Raw genomic sequence first — 19592 nt, forward strand, 5'->3', positions numbered from 1 at the left:
GTAGACGGTGCGGATCCAGGGGGCGTACATGTCGATCGACCGCAGCGAATACCGCAACTCGTCACGGTTGCGGTAGCGGGCGGAGCCGTTCGCCTCGGCCGCGGGCGTGAGGCCGTTCGCGACGAACATCTTGTTGCGACGTTCGTTCCATGCGGGGTCGTTGCCGTCCACCCACGTGTACACCGCGTCGATCGGGAAATCGATCGAGCTCACCAGGGTCCGTGTGAACGGCTCGGCAGTGGATACGTCGCGGCCCGCCACCTCGAGGAGCGCGGGAGTCAGGGACTCCTTGGGCAGGATGCGGCCCAGTGTCGTCGCGGCAGGGTTCTCAAGATCCCGGCCGTCCTCCGAGTCGCTCCAGAAGGAGACGGTGGTCCCGTACACCCCGGCGAACCGCACGGTGCCGTTGTCGGTCATGACCGGCTGGAAGACCCGGATGCCTGATGGCGCCTTCAGCAGGTTCCACGCCCCCAGGGTCCCGGCCATGGCGGTCTTCATGACGCCGCCACCCGCGTTCAGCGCCGCGACATAGACCGCCTCGTCGGCATATCGCTCGGCAACCGCGTCCAGCACCTGCTGGCGGTACTCCTCCGCAACGCCGACCTGGTGCCGCAGGTTGCCGTCGTTGAAATAGATGTACGGGATCCCGGACTTCTCCAAGACGTCCAGAACCAAATGCAGGTTGCGGTCGATGACATCGGCGGCCGACAGGTGATCGGCGACCAAGCACACCTGCCCGCCATGGCGGCGCAGGTTCGGGTGGAGTGCCTCGATGCGGACCTGGTGCGCCTTGTAGCTGAAGCTGGCGATTCGGCGCGTGCCGTGGGAGGGCACGGCCGCGAGCACGGCGTTTCCTCCCGAGGTGCCTGCCAGGTGCCGCGCGAACCGGTCGGCTTTGGCGTCCGCGCTGCCGGGCAAGGCGGCCTGGGCGGCCACCTCGCCGAAAAGCGATTCCCAAGCCGCCCCTACACGGTCGGGAGAGAGCTCGTCCAACGTCTCCAACGCGGCGGTTCCGAACTGGTTCCGGAGTGCCTCGTCGCCCATCAGGCGGGCGAGCGCGGCGGCGAGCCCGTCAACGTCGTCGAGCGCGACGAGGAAACCGTCGACCCCGTCGCGGATCAGCTCGGCCGGGCCGTTGGGACAGTCGTACGCAACACACGGGAGACCTGCGGCTTTTGCTTCCGTCAACACAAGCGGGAACGCCTCGACCCTGGAGGTCAGCAGGCAGATCGACGCCCTCGCCCACTCCTCGTCCATGCGCGGCGCGTTGCCGAGCAGGTGGACGTTGTCGTTGAGCTCCAACTCGTCGACCAGGTTGCGCAGTTCCGACAGTTTGGGGCCTTCCCCGTAGACGCGCAGAGTCCACTCGGGAAAGGTGTCCGTGAGCTGCCCAAAGGCGCGGATCGCGTGATGGATCTGCTTCTCCGGCACCATTCGTCCGGCCATCGCCACGACCGGGTTGACCCGGGTCGAGCCCGGGCGGAAGCCACCGGGAACCGCGTTGGGGATGGTCGCCAGGTGGGGTGCCAACTCCCCGAACGTCTCGGCAAACCAGGTTCTCGTGGGCTCGGTGAGCGCCACCAGGGCGTCGAGTGCCGGGGCATAGCGCAGCAGCGGTTCCCCGCTGATTCCCCGCAGTTCCGAGACCCGGTGTTCCTGATGCACCGTCTTGACGCGCGAAGGGACCAGTTGCACGGCCAATGCCATGAGCGCGGGCGTGGGCGTCACCACAATGTCGGCGTCGGTTTCCCTGAGCAGACGCTCGAGTTCGAGGTCGGACAGGCGGTTGAAAACCGCCTCCCACGCGGGTTCGACGTAGCGGCTGGGCAAGGCGGCAAGCGAAACACAGTCGTCCGCACCGAGGGAGCGGGCGGCGACAGGTCGGGGCGCCGCCGCGTTCGTGGCGTCGATCAGGTGGCGCAACCGCACGCCGTCGGGTATCGCGAAGAACTGACGGGCGCGCGTCCGGAAGACGCTGACAACCTCGACCTCGTGCCGTGCTGCCATCAGCGCGGCTTGGGTCAGCACGGCGCGCTCCGTGCCACCCATCGTGTCGGCGCTGGTCAGCAGGTACTGAATCTTCACGAGGGAGCTCCGGGGCGGGCGGCGGCGACGAGGGTGCAGCCGATGCGGAATTGGTGGCGGGAACTGTAGTGCGGTCGGACGCGGACCAGAGCCCCGCCCTTGGTGGCGACCAGAAGCTTCCTCATGCGGAAGATGCGCCTGGGCATGCGAACGATGTCGAGTTCCCGGGTCAGAAGCACGCGTTTGCCGTCGCGCAGCCGGGCATGCAATTGCCAGACCCGCTCGCCCGCCCCGGCACCGCTGATCAATGCGTCGAACGGCACCTCGATGGTGACGAGGTGCGATGTGCCGGGTTCGGGCGTGGCTGTGCGGGTGACGCCGTCATGCGTGAACTCCACGGCAGTCGGCCGTGCCCGCGTCAGGCCGACAGCCCGGAATGTCAGAAGTGCCCCGCCGTGCCGAAGCTCGAACCGCACCATCTCGGCCCGAGGCTCCGGGTCGGCGACCGCGATGCGGAGCAGACCGAGAGGACTCAGCCGGATCTGGTTGCGCCGACCGGTCAGACCACTCGCCAGGGGCGTCTGGGTGGGTCCGCCGGCGACCGTCGGGCCGAGCGGCCCCTCGAGGTCGAAGGCGCGCAGGCGCTGCCCTTTCGCGGTGACCAGGACCAGTGCCCGCCATCGGCCGGCGGACAGGTCGACGCCGTCCGCTTGCGGGCCGAGCAGCGTCGTCGCCGCCACCTGGACCTCGTCGGGACTGATCTGCTTCAGGCGCAGCGGTACCCGGTGGTGGCTGCTTCCACGCACCAGGAACAGGGAGGCGGCATCCGCCGCCATCTCTTCCCGGAGCGGAAGAACGGCCTGCAGGTTGAGCGAGTGGCCGTCGAGCACCGACGCGTGCAGTACACGGCCGCGACCCTCCCCCGCGACCGGGTGCACGACCTTGTGGACGACCGCCGATCGCGCTTTGGCCACCTGGGGCCGCACCCGCTTGTCCAACATCTGCTGGGTCTTGACCGGCAGTACATCCAAGGCGATACGAGCCGAGTCTCGTGTCACACGCAGCGCGTGCCGGGGTCTCACCGTGGCCGTCCTCAGGAGGTCGTGCCGCTTCCGAGTGCTCGGCACCCGAAAACGACGGCATGAGGCACCCCGCAATGCGGCGGCGCGCCTGGAGTGCCGCGAAGTTAAATCGCATGGCGCCGACACCGTTTCCCGGCATCAGGCCTGGCCGACCCGCCCAGGTTAACCGGTTCCTTGGCGGCAGCCGGTTCTACGGCCATCAGAGATGGTAAACAACACTGCCCGCGAATCGAAAGTCACGGTGATCGGGTGCGGTCTGCCGGGTAAACGGTCGCCGAGAACAGGAACCACAGGCATGCATGCAAATACGGAGTGTTATTGCACTCCGTTGTTTTGTTGCCATAAGGAGCGAAACGGCGACTCTGAAGACTTTGGTCGCTTTGCGCCCTTGCCTGAGGCCGCCCCCGCCGACCGGCCCTTCGTCCTGGTCGCCACAAGCCCGATTTGTTCGGTGTTGCAGAAACCCTGGCGGTCAGCCGGGGGCCGCCTGGCGTTAACCTGGTCTGATGAGTTGGCTGGTTACCGGTGGCGCCGGGTATATCGGCGCGCATGTCGTGCGCTCGCTGCAGTCCGCGGGGTTCGGCGTGGTTGTGCTGGACGATCTGTCGACCGGGTCGGCGGACCGGGTGCCCGGGGGCGTGCCGCTCGTCGTGGGCTCGGTGCTCGACCGCGCGCTGCTCGACACCGTGTTGGCGACCCACGGCGTCGACGGGGTCGTGCACGTGGCCGGCAAGAAGCGCGTCGACGAGTCGGTGGCCCGCCCGCTCTTCTACTACGAGGAGAACGTCGAGGGCCTGCGCACGCTGCTCGACGCGGTGGTCGCCGCGGGTGTACGCCGCTTCGTGTTCTCCTCGAGCGCGGCCGTCTACGGCATGCCGGACGTCGACTTGGTCGACGAGGACGTCACTTGCCGGCCGATCAACCCGTACGGCGAGAGCAAGCTCGTCGGCGAGTGGCTGATCCGGGCCGCCGCCACCGCACACGGCATCGCGTACGCCTCGCTGCGCTACTTCAACGTGGCCGGCGCGGGCGCCCCCGAGCTGGCCGACACCGGCGTCTTCAACCTGATCCCGATGGTCTTCGAGCGTCTGCGCGGCGGCGCGGCGCCGGTCATTTTCGGCGACGACTACCCGACGCCCGACGGTACGTGCGTCCGCGACTTCATCCACGTGCAGGACCTCGCCGAGGCGCACGCCGCCGCCGCCCGCCGCCTGCTCGCCGACCCGGAGGCGGCCCTGACGCTCAACGTCGGTCGCGGCGAAGGGACATCGGTCCGTGCGATGGTCGACCTGATCCGCGCTGAGACCGGCCACGAGGACGTGGTCGCCGTCGTCCGGCCGCGCCGCCCCGGCGACCCCGCGCGCGTGGTGGCCGCCGCCGACCGCATCCGGCGCGAGCTGGGCTTCGAGGCGAGGTACGGCCTGCACGACATGGTGGCCTCGGCGTGGCACGGTTGGGCACCCCAGCCTGTCACCTGACCCAGCCCCGCATGTGACCCGGCCCGGCGTGTGCCCCGGCCCGGCCCGGCGCGGCGCCCGGTCGCCGAGCCGTGTGCCGCCTCCGGGCCGGTCAGGCGGATGCTGCGATGGCTACCACCACGGCGATGACCGCGATCAGGGCGATCAGCACCAGTACCAGTGTGCGTGAGACCGGTGCCTCCTCGGGAACGTCCGGCGTGCCCACCGGAACCGGGGGCGGCATCGGCCGTGGCGGCGGCATGTTGAACGCGTCCTGACCCGTCACCGCGGCGCGGGCGCACCAGGGGCACGTGGTGAGGTGGAAGCCGTACGTGTGCCGCGGCCGTTCCCCGCAGGTCTCCACGCGCGACCGTTCGCGGTCCAGCGCGCGCAGCCAGTCCTCCGCCGACGGCCGCGATTCGGGCCGGTGCACGCCGGGTCCGAAGGCCTGCCGCGCGAGCGCCAGCAGCGAGGGCGGCAGGACGGTCGGCTCGACCATGTTGCGCGGCGTCGTCACCGCCTCGGGGTGGACGACGTACGAGCAACTCGCCGCGATGTTGTCCTTGATGGTGCTGTCGCTGCTGCTCCCGTGCGGTACGCCCCCGAAGGGGTGGTTGCCGACCGTCAGCAACTGGTAGATCAGCACGGCCAGCGCGAAGTTGTCGGTGTGCGGCGACGCCGGGCCGCCCGCCTGGCGTTCCGGCGCCGAGTAGTCGGCGGTCTGCATGAGTGCCGGGAAGTGCTCGCCGCTCGCCGGGTCGGTGAACGCGATCGAGTCGCAGTCCAGCAGCGTAACGAAGCCGTTGCCGTCGACGACGATGTTGTTGCTGGAGAAGTCGCCGATGACCAGGCCCTCGTGGTGCATGCGTGCGGTCATGAAGGCGAGGTTCCAGCAGACGCCGAGCAGGAACCGCCAGTCGGTCTGCGGCGGGAAGCAGCGCAGCCGCTGCGCGCGGGTGAACAGGCCGATGAGCGGTACGTGTTCGGGTTCGCCGAAGCGCCGCATCGCGTAGCCGAGGAATTCGCCGTCCACGCCGCGCACCACGGCGGTGGGCCAGGCCAGTTCGGGGGGCTGCGAGGTGTTGGTCGGGCGGCCGCCGAGCGGCGTCAGGTTGAGCATCCGCTCGACGCGGCGCTCCTGGTCCGGCCCTTGCGGTTCGCGGTAGAGCTTCACGACGGTGCCGGGGTTGTCGTCGAGGGGGTACACGGCAGCCTGGCCGCCGCCTTTCGGCGCGTCCCGGCTGCTGAGAACCACTTCGTCGTCGCCCACGCGCAGGCGCCGCTCGGTCATGTGCGCACCGCCCGCAGGAGTGTCTTGTCGTCGGCGTTGAGGGCGGTCAGCCGGTCCGAGCGCAGGAGCGCCGCGAGCGCCTCCTCGTCGGCACGGGGGTCGGGCCCGGGGTTGTCGAGGGAGCGGAAGACCGCCGTGGCGAACGACTTGTTCGGGTCGACGGCCCGCCCGCCGAACCACGAGATCGCGGCCTGCGCCAGGCCGTCCGTGGACAGCAGGACCCCGTCCGCGTCCGGGTCGAGCACGCACTCGGTGCGGATCCAGCGGGGTGCCTCACGTGACGTCAGGAACACCGTCTCGTTGCTGTATTCGCTTGCCGACTCGGGCTGCGGCAGCAGGTGGTAGAGCGGGGTGCCGCCGTCCGCGCCGGCGCGCAGGATGGCGAATCCGTCGCCCACGCTGGCGTACCCGATCCAGGTGGGCGCCAGGACGACGACGGTGAGCGTGGTGGCGAAGTCGTCCGGCCGCCCGCCGTTCTCGCCGGTCCGGCGCAGGAACTCGTCGCGCACTTCCAGGAAGGTGTCGCCCAGCAGCGCGTGCGCGGCCTCGCCGTCTGTCGCCGCGCCGCCGGAGCCGTTCGCGAACAACCGTGTGGCGCCTATGCGTTCGGCGAAGTACGCGGTGGCCAGGCGGACCGCGAGGGCGGAGCCGACCTCGGACTGCGGGCGGCTGCCGGCCCCGTCCGCCACCGCGAGCACCACCACGCGGGCGTGCTCGGGTCCGGTCGCGGCCTCGGCCCACGCGTCCTGGCACGGCACGCCCTCGCGGCGGTGCCGGTATCCCTCGACGCTGATGCCGTGCGTACGCCACGAACCGCGCGGCCCCGACCCCAAGCCCGACCCCGGCCCGGGCCCCGGCCCCATCAGGGCTCCCACGCGGAGCGCTGGGTGCGGAACTGGTGGAAGATCTTCTCGAACACCTCGTCGCCCGCGCCCTTTTGCTCGGCGTTCGCACTCGCCGACATCATCGCCAGCAGTTCGCGGAACGGGAACCCCTGCAACTGCGCGTGGAACGCCGGTGCGAGCGCCCGCAGCACGTCGAGGCCCTGCGGGGTGATCCCGCCGACGCCTATCGCGTACAGCCGGAAGTGCCGCTTCTCCTGCTCGGAGGCCAGCACGGGTACCAACCGCTGCCAGGTGTCGGTCAGTTGCCCCTGGGTGTCGGTCGGCAAGCCGTCGGTCATGAGGCAGATCTGCGGCCGGTAGTACTGGAGTCCGGCCTGCCGCAGTTCCTGCTTGCGCGCCGCGACGATCTGCATGGCCAGTTCGACGGCCTCGGTCAGCAGCGTGACGCCGGACGCGACCAGGCTCGGCGCCTGGAACTGGTGGGCGGGGACGAAGGGCGTGCCCGGCTGCCCGGGCGGGATCACATGCGGTCCGCGCCACGCGGCCACCCCGGTGCCGCCGAACGTGATGACCGCGACCTCGACGCTCGCGCTGAGGCTGACGTCGTCGTGCAGTTCCCTCGCCCACTGTCCGAGCGCCTCGTTCAGTGTCGCGATGGGCGTGCCGCCCATGGAACTCGACGTGTCCAGGCACAGCACGAGCGGCAGGCGCTGCGCGTTGTTCTCGAAGTCGATGTCGGCGTACGCGTCTTGCGGCGCCGCCTGCGGTACCTGTCGGAGCACGGTGGCGTCCTGCGGCACCGAGCGTCCCCAGCGGTTGCCGGGCAAAGTACGACCCCCTCAGTTCTTTCCACGTCGCGTCGGCCGGACGGCCAGCAGGGCCCCGGACTCGGCGGCGACGGTGTCGACGGATTCCCCGACGGCCGGCGGCTCTCCGGCGTCCGCCCAGGTGGCTCGGACGAGGCAGCGGTCGAGTTCGACGTACCCCTGCGGGTGGAGGCTCGTCCGCACGGTGGCGGCACGCGTCGGACCAACACCTCTGGCCCCGCCCCGCGACGGCCGCCGTCCGCCCGTCGCCGCGGCGGCGGGACGCGGCGGCGCCGAGGTCCGAGGCGGGGGCGGCGCGGTCGCCGTTGCCGTAACGGTCGCCGCACCCCCCGGGTACGCGTTCACCTCGCCGCCGTAGGCGCGTTGCGCCGCAAGCCGCCGTCGGAAGGGCACCGCCAGGGCGAGTACCACCGCCAGCACGAGGACGGGCAGGGCCAGCGTCCAGGACGGCACTCCTTCGTCACCGCCGTCGGTGCCGCGCGTGGGCAGCATCAGCAGCCCGCCGTTCTCCTGCGCGAGCCGTTCGGCGACCAGGCGTTCGCCCGACACTCCCTCGGCCGGGGCCTTCTCCAGCAGTTCGCACACCGCCTCGCAGCCGCCCGCCGACTTCAGCAACGCGACGGTGCCCGGGTCGAGACGGGCCACCGCGCTGTCGCGGGCGACCACCCGGCCGGCCGGATCGGCGGCCAGGGTGAACAGCAGGCTCCCCCCGACACCGCTGTCCCCGCTCGGCAGCACGACGGCGAACCGGCCTTCGGCGAACGCCTCGCGGGCGTCGCGGACGTCGCCGGCGTCCACACCGACCAGGCCCAGCGGGCGGGTCAGCGTGACCACGACCGCACCCGAGCGCGAGGACCGCGCGGTCTCGGCAAGGCAGCGCAGTGCGGGCTTGTCGAGCTGTGCCGGAGCCCCCGCCGAGCATCCGTCGGGAAGCAGAATCCCCGGCGCACCGGCGGCGTCCCCGGCCGCGGAGGCATGTGAAGCACGTTGACCATACGAGGCGTTCGGGGCGTTCGCGGCGTTCGGGGCGTCCCAGGCGCTCGCGCCCGCCACGCCGGAAAGTGGCAGGGCGAGAAGCAGCGCCGCACTCGCGACCGCGGCGGAACCCCGCCCCCGCGTCCAGGTCATGCGCGCCCCCACCCCATGAGGAATGCCGCATTCTATCGGCGGCCGGTTCACAGCCGGAACAGTTCTTGACAGCGCGTGAACATCACGCGCCCGTGCTCCACCCACCGCGTCGCCAGCGCGTCGAAGTCCGGTTGGGTGAGGCGGCAGGTCAGCGGCATTGTGCAGGTCCCGGCGATGCACGGGTGCGGTCCGCGTACGTCCCACACCGACAACATCGGCACCAACTGCTCGGTGTTCCAGGCGTTCGCCGCCGCGGCCGCGGTGGCCAACTGGTCGCGGCGCAGCGTACGCCCGTTGGTCATGAACGCGACCAGCAGGCTCGACGTCGTCATGAACCGCACCGTCAGCAGCCGTTCGGTCGACGGGATGTCGAACTCCAGGGTCACCGAGACCGTGTCGGCGGTCGTGCGCAGTTGGTGCCGGACCGCCCAACGGTCCAGCAGCACACGCCAGTCCGAACCGAGCATGTGGACCTGCGGTCGGCTGTGCTCAACGTCCGGCACGGGTCATCGCCTCGACGATCATTTCACCGGTCAGCCCGGCGTCCAGCAGGGTTTGCGCGTGCAGGGTGAGACATGAGGCGGTGGGGCCCGGCGTGCCCGCGTTGCCGGACGGCGGCGGCAGTTCGTGCACCCGCAACGTCTCGGCGACGGCGGGGAACGGCCATCCCCCGGCCTGCAGGGCGTGTTCGGCGCTCGACGCCGGGTCCGCGGGCTCGGCGGCCCCCGGCTCGGCGAGGAGTTCCGCGAGCAGGTCGTCCAGGTTCGGCCGGTCGCCGGGTTCCTTGGCCAGGCAGCGCCGGATCAGCTCGCGCAATCCGTCGGGAGCGCCGTCGAGTTCGGGTTCCCCGTGGACGAGCCGGTACAAGTGGCCTTCGCCTCCCGGGAAGGGCTGCTCGCCCGTGGCGGCGAACAGCAGGACGCCGCCGAGGGAGAACAGGTCGCTCGACGGTCCCACCATCATGCCGGTGATCTGTTCCGGTGACATGAACGCCGGGGTACCGAGCACGATCCCGCTGCGCGTGAGCCCGGCGGCCCCGAGCATGCGCGAGATCCCGAAGTCGATGACGCGGGGGCCGTCCGGGGCGAGCAGCACGTTCGAGGGCTTGAGGTCGCGGTGCACGACGCCCGCCGCGTGGATCGCCCGCAGCGCCTCCGCGAGCCCCGCCCCGAGCAGGCGCACCTGCGGCTCGGCGAGCGGGCCGTTCCGGGCGACCTCCTCGGCGAGGGACGGGCCCGGCACGTACACCGTGGCGAGCCACGGCGGGTCCCCGTGGGTGTCCGCGTCGACGACGGCCGCGGTGAAGAGGCTGCCGACCGCCCGCGCGGCGTCGACCTCCCGCTCGAAGCGGTCGCGGAACTCCGGCTCCATGGCCAGCTCCGGCCGCACGACCTTGACGGCCACCATGCGGCCGGTCGGCGAACGGCCCAGGTACACCCACCCCATGCCGCCCGAGCCCAGCCGCCCGACGATCTGGTACGGCCCCACCCGCTGCGGATCGCTCAACGGCGTCCTCACGCTGTCCTCCCCTGCGGCCCGCCGACGCCGTACCGCTTCCGGTGCACCGGTTGCCGGCGTCGGACGGCCGCAAGGGGATTGTCCCGGGAAACGGCTCCTCCCGGTATGCGAACCACGAGACCGTGACCTGGGTCGTGTCCGGGGGCCTTCGGCGTCAGCCCTTCCAGGGCGGGGTGAGCCCCCAGTCCCAGCGCGGCATCGGCGTCTGCGGCAGCGGCGGCGGGTTCGGGCCGGAGTAGATGATCGCCATGCGCGTCCCCCACTCCAGGTAGTACGCCAGGACGCCGCGGAACTCCGGGTCGTCCGGCAGCCCGACCTCGTCGGCGGTGTCGGCGAGCAGCGCGACCCAGCGACGCCGCTGGGTCTCGGTGATGCCCTTGCCGAGGTGCTTGGAAGCCATGTGCGGGTGGCCGCCCAGATCGGTGCTGTAGACCGCGGGGCCGCCGAACACCTCGCCGAGCCACGCCGCGACGTGCTGCGCGTGGTGGGCGTCCATGCCGGCGAACACGGGGGCCAGCACCTCGTCCTCGGCGACCCGCTCGTAGAAGCGGGTGAACAGGCGGTCGAAGGCCTCGGCGCCGCCTGCCCACTCGAACAGCGTGGGATTAGAGCCGCCGGTGCCGACGACGTCCGTCACCTCGTAGTGCCGCATCTCCTGGATGGCCGAGAAGTAGGGCTTGATCTCGGCGAAGAACGCCGGGAAGTGCTCGCCCTTGCGGAAGCCCTCGAGGTGGTCGGGGGCGGAGGTCCAGCGGATGCGCAGTACATAGGAGCCGGGCTCCTCGGTACAGCGCGCCAGTTCGTAGTCCACGCACTGCGGGGCGGCCCGCAGCGATGCGGCGGCCCGGGCGTACGCGGCCTCGAATGCGGCGGCGTCCGGCTCCGGGATGGTGTAGCGGATGTATTCGACGATCATGGTCGCGCCCCTGGGGTCGGGAACCGGATTTCCCGCCCCAACGACACGGCGCCGCCGGATGATTCCCGCCCGCGCGTAGCGGACAGCCGGCGTGCGGCGGCCACCGCGGCCCTACCTGGCGAGACGTCCGTCACAACCGGCGGGAATTCACCCTCCCGACGACTTTCGGACAACAAAGCAGGCGTACGAGGGCTCCGGTCGGCCCACCACACGCCGGCGTACGCCTCCCGCCCCGCCCGCGTCTGTGCAGCTCACGACGCCGCCAACACGTTGGGGCGAAAATCCGGTCGGCGGCCGGACCGACGCCGTGCGCGCCGGTGGTGTGATGACGGCGCATGTCCGAGGTGCCTGATAAATCGTCACTTCACGGACTGTTTCCGGCCTCTGACTGCACGTCATCGATCTGACTAGGATGTTGGCGCCCTGCTGTCCCCGCCCACTCCACGTGGCCGTTCCCGAGGATCCGATGACAGACAGCGTCCCGTCCGCGGTGTTCTGGAGCCTGGTCGCGGTGGCCCTGATCCTGGCGGGAGCGGTGGTCCGGCTCCTGTGGACCGCGGCCGCGCACAGACGCCGAATAGCGGAACTGGCGGGCGGCGTCGAGGCGCGCGACACCTCGTTGCGCACACTCGTCGAGGACCGTCTGCCGCTGCTGGAGAAGAACCACCGGCCGTTCGGCCCCGTGGTCCCCGACCCCCGGCTCGAAGGCACGTCGCACGCGCTGAGCGTGCACCTCATAGAGGAGATGTTCGGCGGCGCCGTGCGCCGTGCGCAGATCCGCGCCGACCAGTCCGCCAAGGCCGCCCTCAAGGGCGCCATGCGGGCGCTGCAGGGCCTCGCCAACGAACAGCAGCTCGCCATCTCGGACATGCAGGACGAGTACGACCACCCCGACATCCTCGGCAGCCTGCTGGAGATCGACCACACCAACGCGCAGTTCGGCCGCCGCGCCCAGGCCATCGCCGTCCTGTGCGGGTCGTGGCCCGGCCGCCAGCGCGAGGCGTCCTCGCTGATGGATGTCGCCCGCGGCGCCAAGTCGCGCATCCGCGACTACCGCCGGGTGCAGGTCCACGAGCAGATCGAGGTGGCGGTCGTCAGCCGCGCGGTCGAGCCCGTGGTGCTCGCGATCGCCGAACTCCTCGACAACGCGACCCGGCACTCGCAGCCGAACACCACCGTCGAGGTCAACATCCAGCCCGCGCACAACGGCGCGTGCGTCGTCGTCGACGACGCGGGCGTGGGCATGAACGACAAGGAAATCGAGGCCGCCGTCCGCTTCATCGGCGGTGACGAGTACATCGACATAACGCGGCTCGGCGACCCGCCGCAGTTCGGGTTCGCGGTCGTGGGCGTGCTGGCGCAGCGGTACGGCTTCAGCGTCTCGGTCGACACCCGCTCGCCCTACGGCGGCGTCCGCGCCGTGCTGTTCCTGCCCAGCGAACTGCTGACCCACCTCGAACCGGAAGACGTGCCGGGGCTGGTACGCGAACTCCGCCCGCCCGTACCGGCACAGGCCCTCCCCGCCGCCCCGCGGCCGACCGCCCCGGAACCCCGCGAGGCCCACGAGGCCCGCCCGGCACACGTGGCCGAGCCGGTCCACGCGGCCGACCCGGTCCACACCGGCCACCCGGTCCACCCGACCGACGCAGCCCGCCGGACCGACGCGGCCCGGTCGGCCGACGCAGCCGGCCCGACCGACGAAGTCCGCCCGGTCCGCGAAGACCGGCAGGCCCACGGGCACGCCGGTCAGCCCGAAGAGCCCATGCCCGTCGACGTCGTCGGCTCGACGGCGGCCGGACTGCCCAAGCGCAGGCGCCGCGACGCCGCCGCACCGGCGGCACGGGCCGCGCGTCCCACCGCCGCCACCGAGGCGGCCGCCGCCGCGGACGCCGTCGCGACGGACACCGCGCGGGGCCGCTCCGTGCACGAAACGGCCGCCCGCATGGGCGCGTTCGCCCGGGGCACCCGCTCCGGCCGGGCCGCGGTGCGCGACGGCGACGAGGGACACGGCGACGATCAGGACAAGGGGATCGCACACTCATGAACGACCACGGTCACAACGACCTGGGCTGGATGCTCGACGAGGCCCTGCGGGTCCCGGAGGCGCGGCACGCGATCCTGCTGTCCGCCGACGGGATGCTGCGCGCCCACTCGCGCGGCATCGACCGCGACGAGGCGGACCGCCAGGCCGCCGCGCTCTCCGGCCTCCAGTCGATCAGCCGCAGCACCTCCGCGTTCGCCGACCCCCGGGAGACCCGGTGGCGGCAGACCCTCGTCGAGTTCGACGGCGGCTATGTGTTCCTGGTCGCCGCCGGAACCGGCGCGTACCTCGCGGTCTCGGCGTCCGAGCATGTCGACATGGAGTCCGTGACGTACGCGATGCAGAAACTGGTCGACCGTCTCGGCAAGGAACTGACCAGTCCGCCCAGGCAAGGCCTCGGAGGCCGCCCATGAGGCGCCGCCGCCCGGGGCCGGCCGGGGACCCGCAGGCGCCGGGACCCGACGGCGGCGCCCCGGGCGGCCGCGGCAAAGGACTGGTCCGGCCGTACGTCGTGACGGACGGGCGCGCGCACCCGAGCCGCAACACGTTCGACCTGGTCACCCTGGTGATCGCGACGGCCGACCGGCCGCTGTCCGGACTCACCCCGGAGAAGCGCCGCCTGGTCGAACTGTGCCGTCCCGGCTCGCTCTCGGTCGCCGAGGTCGCCGGACACCTCGGCCTGCCGGTGAGCGTCACCAAGGTGCTCCTGGCCGACCTGGTCGACGCCGGCCACATCCTCACACGCGCCCCCATCCCCGCGGCCGAGCTTCCCGAGGCCCAGTTGCTTCAGGAGGTGCTTGATGGACTCCGTGCTCGCCTCTGAGCGCGACGCACAGTCCGGCCCCGGAAACGGTGCCGTCTACCTGCGCCCGACCGTCCGAACGTCGGTGAAGCTGCTCGTGGTCGGGCATTTCGCGGTCGGCAAGACGACGTTCGTCGGCACGCTCTCGGAAATCCGGCCGCTGCACACCGAAGAGCGCATGACGCAGGCCGGCGCGCTGGTCGACGACCTGAGCGGGGTGCCCGACAAGACCACCACGACGGTGGCCATGGACTTCGGCCGCCTGACCCTCAACGACCGGCTGGTGCTCTACCTGTTCGGGGCACCCGGGCAGCACCGCTTCACCCGGCTGTGGCAGGACATGGCGACGGGTGCCCTCGGGGCGCTGGTCCTCGCCGACACGCGCCGCCTGGAGCAGTCGTTCGAGGTGATGGGCCTGCTGGAGGACCACGGGCTGCCGTACGCCGTCGCCCTCAACCAGTTCCCCGACTCGCCCCGCTACGCCGACCACGAGATCCGCGAGGCGCTCGACCTGCTGCCCGAGACCCCGTTGGTCACCTGCGACGCCCGCGACCCGCGCTCGTCCACCGAGGCGTTGATCGCCCTTGTCCGCCACCTCCTCACCCTTTCCGGCCAGGAGCCCTTGTCTTGACCACGAACCCCGACAGCGGCACCGCGGAGACCGAATCCGCCGGCCCGCCGCCCGGTTGCCCTGCCCACGGTCTGACCGGAGTCCCGCTCTACGGCGCCGACTTCGCCGACGACCCGGCCTCCGTGTACGCCCGCCTGCGCCGCGACCACGGCCCCGTCGCACCCGTGCTGCTCGACGAGCAGGTGGAGGCGTCGCTGGTGACGTCGTACGACGCCGCGCTGCAACTGCTGCGCAGCCCCGAGACGTTCTCCAAGGACCCGCGCCGCTGGAAGGCCGTCCAGGACGGCCGCATCGCCCCGGACAACCCGGTGCTGCCGATGATGGGCCACCGCCCCAACGCGCTGTTCACGGACGGCGCCGAGCACGCCCGCTACCGGTCGGCGATCACCGACAGCCTCGGCCGCGTCGACCCGGTCGAGTTGCGCGAGTACGTCGAGCGCAGCTCGGACTCGCTGATCGACAGCTTCGGCCCGGAAGGCAAGGCGGACCTGCGCCGCGAGTACGCGCTCGTGGTGCCACTGCTGGTCTTCATGGAGATGTTCGGCTGCCCGCCCGGGACCGCGGAGAAGCTGGTCCGCGGCATGTCCGGCATCTTCGAGATGGTGGACGCGGAGAACGCCAACGCCCTGCTCTTCGAGGGCATGGTCGAACTCGTGGCGCTCAAGCGGGCCGAGCCGGGGCCGGACGTGACCTCGTGGCTCATGGCGCACCCCTCGGGGCTCACCGACGAGGAGCTGATCCACCAGCTGACGCTGCTGATGGGGGCGGGCACCGAACCGCAGCAGAACCTCATCTCGAACAGCCTGCGGCTGCTGCTCTCCGACGACCGCTTCGCGGGCAGCCTGTCCGGCGGCACCATGCCGGTCGACGACGCGCTCGACGAAGTCCTGTGGAGCGACCCGCCGATGGCGAACTACGGCGTGCACTTCCCGGTCCGCGACGTCGACCTGGCGGGCGTACGCCTGCGCGAGGGCGAGCCGGTAGTGGTGAGTTTCGCCGCGGCCAACACCGACCCGGCCCTGGCGTCGCACCGGCGCGGCGGCAACCGCGCGCACCTCGCGTGGAGTGCGGGACCGCACGCGTGCCCCGCCAAGGAGAGCGCCCGGCTGATCGCGGCGGTCGCCATCGAACGCCTGCTGGACCGGGTCCCCGACATCAGGCTGACCGTCCCCGCCGAACAACTGCGCTGGCGCCCCGGTCCGTTCCACCGGGCGCTCGCGGAACTCCCGGTGGTGTTCCCGCCGGTGCACCCGAAGGACGCGACGGCATCCGGCGCCGCGTACCCGGCGCCGGGCGCGACCCCCGCCTCCCCCCGACCGCTTCCTCCGCATCCCGCTTCATCCGAACCACAGCCTGGAGGCAAAGAGTGGCCGAGCAGTCCGGCGCCTACGTCATCGACCCCTTCGGCAGCGACATCCACGGCGAGAACGACGAGCTCCGCGCCCGCGGCCCGGCGACGCTGGTGGCACTCCCTGGCGGTGTGGAGGCGTGGTCGGTGAACAGCCAGGCCCTCATCAGGGACCTGCTGACCGACCCGCGCGTTTCCAAGGACACGCGGCAGCACTGGCCGGCGTGGATCAACGGCGAGATCCCGGCCGACTGGCCGCTGCAGATCTGGGTCTCGGTGCAGAACATGTTCACCGCGTACGGCGGCGACCACAAGCGGCTGCGCACGCTGGTGTCCAAGGCCTTCACGGCCCGGCGCACCGCGGCGATGCAGCCGCGCATCGAGGAGCTGACGCGCGGCCTGCTCGACCGGATCGCGGCCACCCCGGAGGGGGAGACGGCGGATCTGCGGCGGGACTTCGCGTACCCGCTGCCGATCAACGTGATCTGCGAGTTGTTCGGCGTGCCGGAGAGCTCGCAGCCCGAGCTGCACGCCGCGGTGGACACCATCTTCCGGACCACGGCGACGCCGGAGGAGATGCAGGCGTGCCAGGTCAGCATCTACGGCATCCTCACCGCACTCGTCGCGGAGAAGCGCGAGAACCCCGGCGACGACATGACGTCCGGGCTGATCGCGGCGCGTGACGACGACGGCAACGGCGAAGCGGCGGTGCTCAGCGAGGGCGAGCTGATCGACACGCTGCTGCTGGTGCTGTCGGCCGGGCACGAGACCACGGTCAACCTGCTCGACAACGCGATCCACGCGCTGCTGACGCGGCCGGACCAGCTCGCGCTGGTGCGGTCCGGCAAGGCCTCGTGGGACGACGTGATCGAGGAGACGCTGCGGGCCGAGGCGCCGGTGGCGAACCTGCCGCTGCGGTACGCCGTGGAGGACATCGAGATCGGCGGCGGCGTCACGATCCGCAAGGGCGAGGCGATCCTGGTGGCGTACGGCGCGGCGGGCCGCGACCCCGAGGTGCACGGCGACGACGCGGCCGAGTTCGACGTCACGCGCGCGGTCAAGGACCACCTGGCCTTCGGCTTCGGCGCGCACTTCTGCCTGGGCGCGCCGCTGGCCCGCATGGAGGCGCGGATCGCGCTGCCGGCGTTGTTCGAGCGCTTCCCGGACCTGGCCCTCGCGGTCAAGGAGGAGGAGCTGGAGCCGATGGAGTCGTTCATCTCCAACGGCCACAAGGCGCTGCCGGTACACCTGGGCAAGTAGGCTTACCGAGGCGGTTGGGAGCACGGCGAAGCGCCTCGGATTCCCGAGGCGCTTCGCGTTTTTGCCGCGACAGCCGTCCGTCGTGGCGGCGCGCCGGCCCAGCACGCCGCCACGACGTACCGCATGCCAAGGCGCCCGCCTGCCTGCGGGCACCCGGGCAATCACACGGCGCGCCGCCGTGGGGGGCGGGCACGCGCCGTTCCACCGCCGACCCGGCCCGCGCGTCCGACCGGCCCTGTTCCGTCTGCCAACGGCGGGGAGGAGGGACGCGGGGTGCCGGTCGGAGGCCTGCCCGGCGGCCGCACGGTCGGGCCGGGGGCATGGCCGCCGCCCATGGCTGGGGTCGGCGGAGCTGCGCTCGAGCGGGGCATGGGACTCCTCAAAGCGGGGGGCGCTCTGATGCCGCACGGCAGCCGGCCGACCGTCGACCCGCTGTCCAGGATGGGGCCGACGGCCGACCGGCGGCCGATCGGTGGTGACGCGTGCAGTCTCGGATCCGGACCCCGGCAACGCACACCCCCGGGTCGGGGGTTGCATCAGGGTTGCAATGGACCCCCATCCGCGTGCACGATCGCCAGATGTCGAATCCGGAAGCCGGGCCTACCTGCCCCGAGGTGCGCGATCGGACCTAGTCGGGGCACCGGTTCCCTTCCTAGTCTGCCGAGCATGCGATCACGTGTGCTCGGAGCCGTGCGGTACGCCGGCGTGCCCGCCGCCGGGGCGCTGGCGGCCGGCGTCCTCACGGCGTGGGCGGCCGCGCCCGCCCACGCGATCGACAACCGGGCGGTGGCTCCGTACGCCGCGAGCGGCGCACCGGCCAAGGGCTCGACGGCCGGGTGCGCCGACGCACCGCTGCTCGAACCGGGCCGGTACACCGACTCGCTCGCCACCGACCGCGATCTCTTCTACCGCGTCGGCAAACGCGGCGACCAGGTGCTGGAGGTCTCCGCCACGGCCGTACTGGCGCAGAAGGTGTTCGCCGGTTCCGAGCTCTCGGTCGGCGCCGGCTGGGGCGAAGGCGACAAACCCGAGTCGTGGCTCGCGAAGACCGACAACGCATCCGACGGTCTGAACGTCATCAGCGTGGGCGCGCGTTCGAACAGCAAGGCTGTGGGCGGTACTTCGGCCTGCATACGGATCGGCAACGGCATCAGGCCGATGGAGGGCTCGACCGGTCCGTTCAAGGTCGAGGTGGTCGTCGGCCTCGTCGCCCCGGACGCCGTCCCGGGCACAGGCGCGGGTGCCCCCGCCAACGCCGACGACGGGTTCTCCTTCGCCGGGGCCAAGCGCCTCCCGGACTCCGGCGCCACTCGCGGGACCGTCGCGATAGGCGAGTTCCCGTTCTGGCGGGTGGATCTGAGGGCGGGCCAGACGCTGACCGTACGCACGACCCTGGAGGTTCCCGCCGACCTCGCGGCCGGTCCCCAGGCAGGGTGGGCAGCGCACATCTACAACCCGCTGCGACGCGCCGCCAACTGCCCGGCGGAGGCGGGCGGCCCGCGCCGGGCCTCGCTCGCCGCGGGCGCCAACCGCGCCGAACTCCGGTGCGGTCCTTGGACGGTGGAGGCGGACAAGCCCGACTACGAGACGACCTACAACCTGCCGGGGACGTACTACATCGCCGTCGGCGTGACGGACCCGAAGGACACCGCACGCGGGCAGGTCGTGCCGTACGAACTCCGGGCCACCGTCGACGGCGTCGGCTCCGGCCCCGGCCCGCGCGCCAACACCGCCTTCGGTGCGTCGCTCGACGACGACGCGAACGGCACGGACTCGGCGGCCTCGGACGACGGGCGCGACGGCACCGACACGGTGCTGATGGCGACGGCCGCCGGATCGGCGCTCGTGTCGGTGGCGTCCCTCGGCATGCACGTGCGCGCCCGCCGTTCCCTGAACGCGCGGTCCCACAGTCCCGGGCACCCCCTGCCCTCCGGCGCCCCGGGGAAGCCGCGCAAGCCCAGGAAACCCAGGAAGTCCCGGTCCCGGCCGATGCGGCTGCCCGCGGACCTGCTGCCCGGGCAACCGCCCGCGCCCGCGGCCCCGCCCGAAACCGCGCCGCCGCCCGGTCCGCCCGCGACGCCCGGCCCGAAGAAGCGACCGGCTCCGCCTCCGCTCTCCATCCCGCCGAACCACAACGCGCTGGACTCGGTGTGGTCCATCAGCGTCGTGCTGGGCGAGGACCCTGACGACGGCTCCGAGGTGCCGGACACCTCCGGAAGCCACCCGGCGGTCTCCGCCGAACCGCCGCACTGGGACGGGACGTCGCCGGACCCGCGGAACCTGCCTTCGTGGCGCCCGGGACACGACGCCTGACCCCTCGCCGACGCCGAGGGAACCCCCTCTCAGGCCCCTCTGTCCCAAAGCCGCGTGCCCGTGCGCGTGCGCCGGATAGCACCATGGCCCGCCACGGGCCAAGCATGA

Annotated in this window: 17 protein-coding genes; 8 read left to right on the plus strand and 9 right to left on the minus strand. The window is 71.9% G+C overall.

Going from position 1 to position 19592, the window contains the following annotated elements:
* Together AB0C36_RS00005 and AB0C36_RS00010 are read right to left on the minus strand one after the other, a co-directional pair.
* The coding region (locus AB0C36_RS00005) for a Stealth CR1 domain-containing protein (protein WP_358347294.1) at nt 1-2049 on the minus strand (2049 nt) is incomplete at its 3' end.
* A gap of 32 nt (nt 2050-2081) precedes the next feature.
* Complete coding sequence (locus AB0C36_RS00010) at nt 2082-3056, minus strand: hypothetical protein (protein WP_358346793.1); 975 nt, start codon at nt 3054-3056, stop codon at nt 2082-2084.
* A gap of 557 nt (nt 3057-3613) precedes the next feature.
* Here AB0C36_RS00010 and galE point away from each other — a divergent pair.
* On the plus strand, nt 3614-4585 hold the full coding sequence (gene galE / locus AB0C36_RS00015) for a UDP-glucose 4-epimerase GalE (protein ID WP_358346795.1): 972 nt from the start codon (nt 3614-3616) through the stop codon (nt 4583-4585).
* Between the two features lie 91 nt (nt 4586-4676).
* Here galE and AB0C36_RS00020 read toward each other — a convergent pair whose 3' ends face one another.
* The 7 genes from AB0C36_RS00020 to AB0C36_RS00050 form a co-directional block, all read right to left on the minus strand.
* Nucleotides 4677-5855, minus strand: a complete 1179-nt coding sequence (locus AB0C36_RS00020; protein ID WP_358346798.1) for a protein kinase domain-containing protein — start codon at nt 5853-5855, stop codon at nt 4677-4679.
* Nucleotides 5852-6718: a PP2C family serine/threonine-protein phosphatase gene (locus tag AB0C36_RS00025; protein ID WP_358346801.1), complete on the minus strand. Its 867-nt coding sequence runs from the start codon at nt 6716-6718 to the stop codon at nt 5852-5854. The genes AB0C36_RS00020 and AB0C36_RS00025 overlap by 4 nt, the downstream gene beginning before the upstream one ends.
* On the minus strand, nt 6718-7482 hold the full coding sequence (locus AB0C36_RS00030) for a vWA domain-containing protein (RefSeq protein WP_358346803.1): 765 nt from the start codon (nt 7480-7482) through the stop codon (nt 6718-6720). Before AB0C36_RS00030 ends, AB0C36_RS00025 begins: the two co-directional genes overlap by 1 nt.
* 57 nt (nt 7483-7539) lie before the next feature.
* On the minus strand, nt 7540-8655 hold the full coding sequence (locus AB0C36_RS00035) for a hypothetical protein (protein WP_358346806.1): 1116 nt from the start codon (nt 8653-8655) through the stop codon (nt 7540-7542).
* 47 nt (nt 8656-8702) lie between these two features.
* Nucleotides 8703-9158, minus strand: a complete 456-nt coding sequence (locus tag AB0C36_RS00040) for a hypothetical protein (RefSeq protein ID WP_358346809.1) — start codon at nt 9156-9158, stop codon at nt 8703-8705.
* Nucleotides 9145-10173 (minus strand): serine/threonine-protein kinase, encoded by a 1029-nt coding sequence (locus AB0C36_RS00045; protein WP_358346812.1) that lies wholly within the window; start codon nt 10171-10173, stop codon nt 9145-9147. The genes AB0C36_RS00040 and AB0C36_RS00045 overlap by 14 nt, the downstream gene beginning before the upstream one ends.
* Before the next feature lie 154 nt (nt 10174-10327).
* Nucleotides 10328-11089 (minus strand): group II truncated hemoglobin, encoded by a 762-nt coding sequence (locus AB0C36_RS00050; RefSeq protein WP_358346815.1) that lies wholly within the window; start codon nt 11087-11089, stop codon nt 10328-10330.
* 466 nt (nt 11090-11555) lie between these two features.
* Here AB0C36_RS00050 and AB0C36_RS00055 point away from each other — a divergent pair, with 466 nt between their 5' ends.
* From AB0C36_RS00055 to AB0C36_RS00085, 7 genes are all read left to right on the plus strand, one after another.
* Nucleotides 11556-13133 carry an ATP-binding protein gene (locus AB0C36_RS00055; RefSeq protein WP_358346818.1) on the plus strand — a complete coding sequence of 526 codons (1578 nt, stop codon included), beginning with the start codon at nt 11556-11558 and terminating at the stop codon, nt 13131-13133.
* Nucleotides 13130-13543 carry a roadblock/LC7 domain-containing protein gene (locus AB0C36_RS00060; protein WP_358346821.1) on the plus strand — a complete coding sequence of 138 codons (414 nt, stop codon included), beginning with the start codon at nt 13130-13132 and terminating at the stop codon, nt 13541-13543. The genes AB0C36_RS00055 and AB0C36_RS00060 overlap by 4 nt, the downstream gene beginning before the upstream one ends.
* The gene (locus AB0C36_RS00065) at nt 13540-13953 is read left to right on the plus strand and encodes a DUF742 domain-containing protein (protein ID WP_358346823.1); all 414 of its coding nucleotides are present in this window, start codon (nt 13540-13542) and stop codon (nt 13951-13953) included. Before AB0C36_RS00060 ends, AB0C36_RS00065 begins: the two co-directional genes overlap by 4 nt.
* Nucleotides 13931-14563 carry a GTP-binding protein gene (locus AB0C36_RS00070; RefSeq protein WP_358346825.1) on the plus strand — a complete coding sequence of 211 codons (633 nt, stop codon included), beginning with the start codon at nt 13931-13933 and terminating at the stop codon, nt 14561-14563. The genes AB0C36_RS00065 and AB0C36_RS00070 overlap by 23 nt, the downstream gene beginning before the upstream one ends.
* The gene (locus AB0C36_RS00075; protein WP_435838948.1) at nt 14560-16062 is read left to right on the plus strand and encodes a cytochrome P450; all 1503 of its coding nucleotides are present in this window, start codon (nt 14560-14562) and stop codon (nt 16060-16062) included. Before AB0C36_RS00070 ends, AB0C36_RS00075 begins: the two co-directional genes overlap by 4 nt.
* Nucleotides 15978-17171, plus strand: a complete 1194-nt coding sequence (locus AB0C36_RS00080; RefSeq protein WP_358347300.1) for a cytochrome P450 family protein — start codon at nt 15978-15980, stop codon at nt 17169-17171. Before AB0C36_RS00075 ends, AB0C36_RS00080 begins: the two co-directional genes overlap by 85 nt.
* 666 nt (nt 17172-17837) lie before the next feature.
* Nucleotides 17838-19484 (plus strand): hypothetical protein, encoded by a 1647-nt coding sequence (locus AB0C36_RS00085; protein WP_358346827.1) that lies wholly within the window; start codon nt 17838-17840, stop codon nt 19482-19484.
* The last annotated feature ends 108 nt before the right edge of the window (nt 19485-19592 follow it).

It is taken from the genome of Streptodolium elevatio (assembly GCF_040649515.1).
Classification (GTDB): domain Bacteria; phylum Actinomycetota; class Actinomycetes; order Streptomycetales; family Streptomycetaceae; genus Yinghuangia; species Yinghuangia elevatio.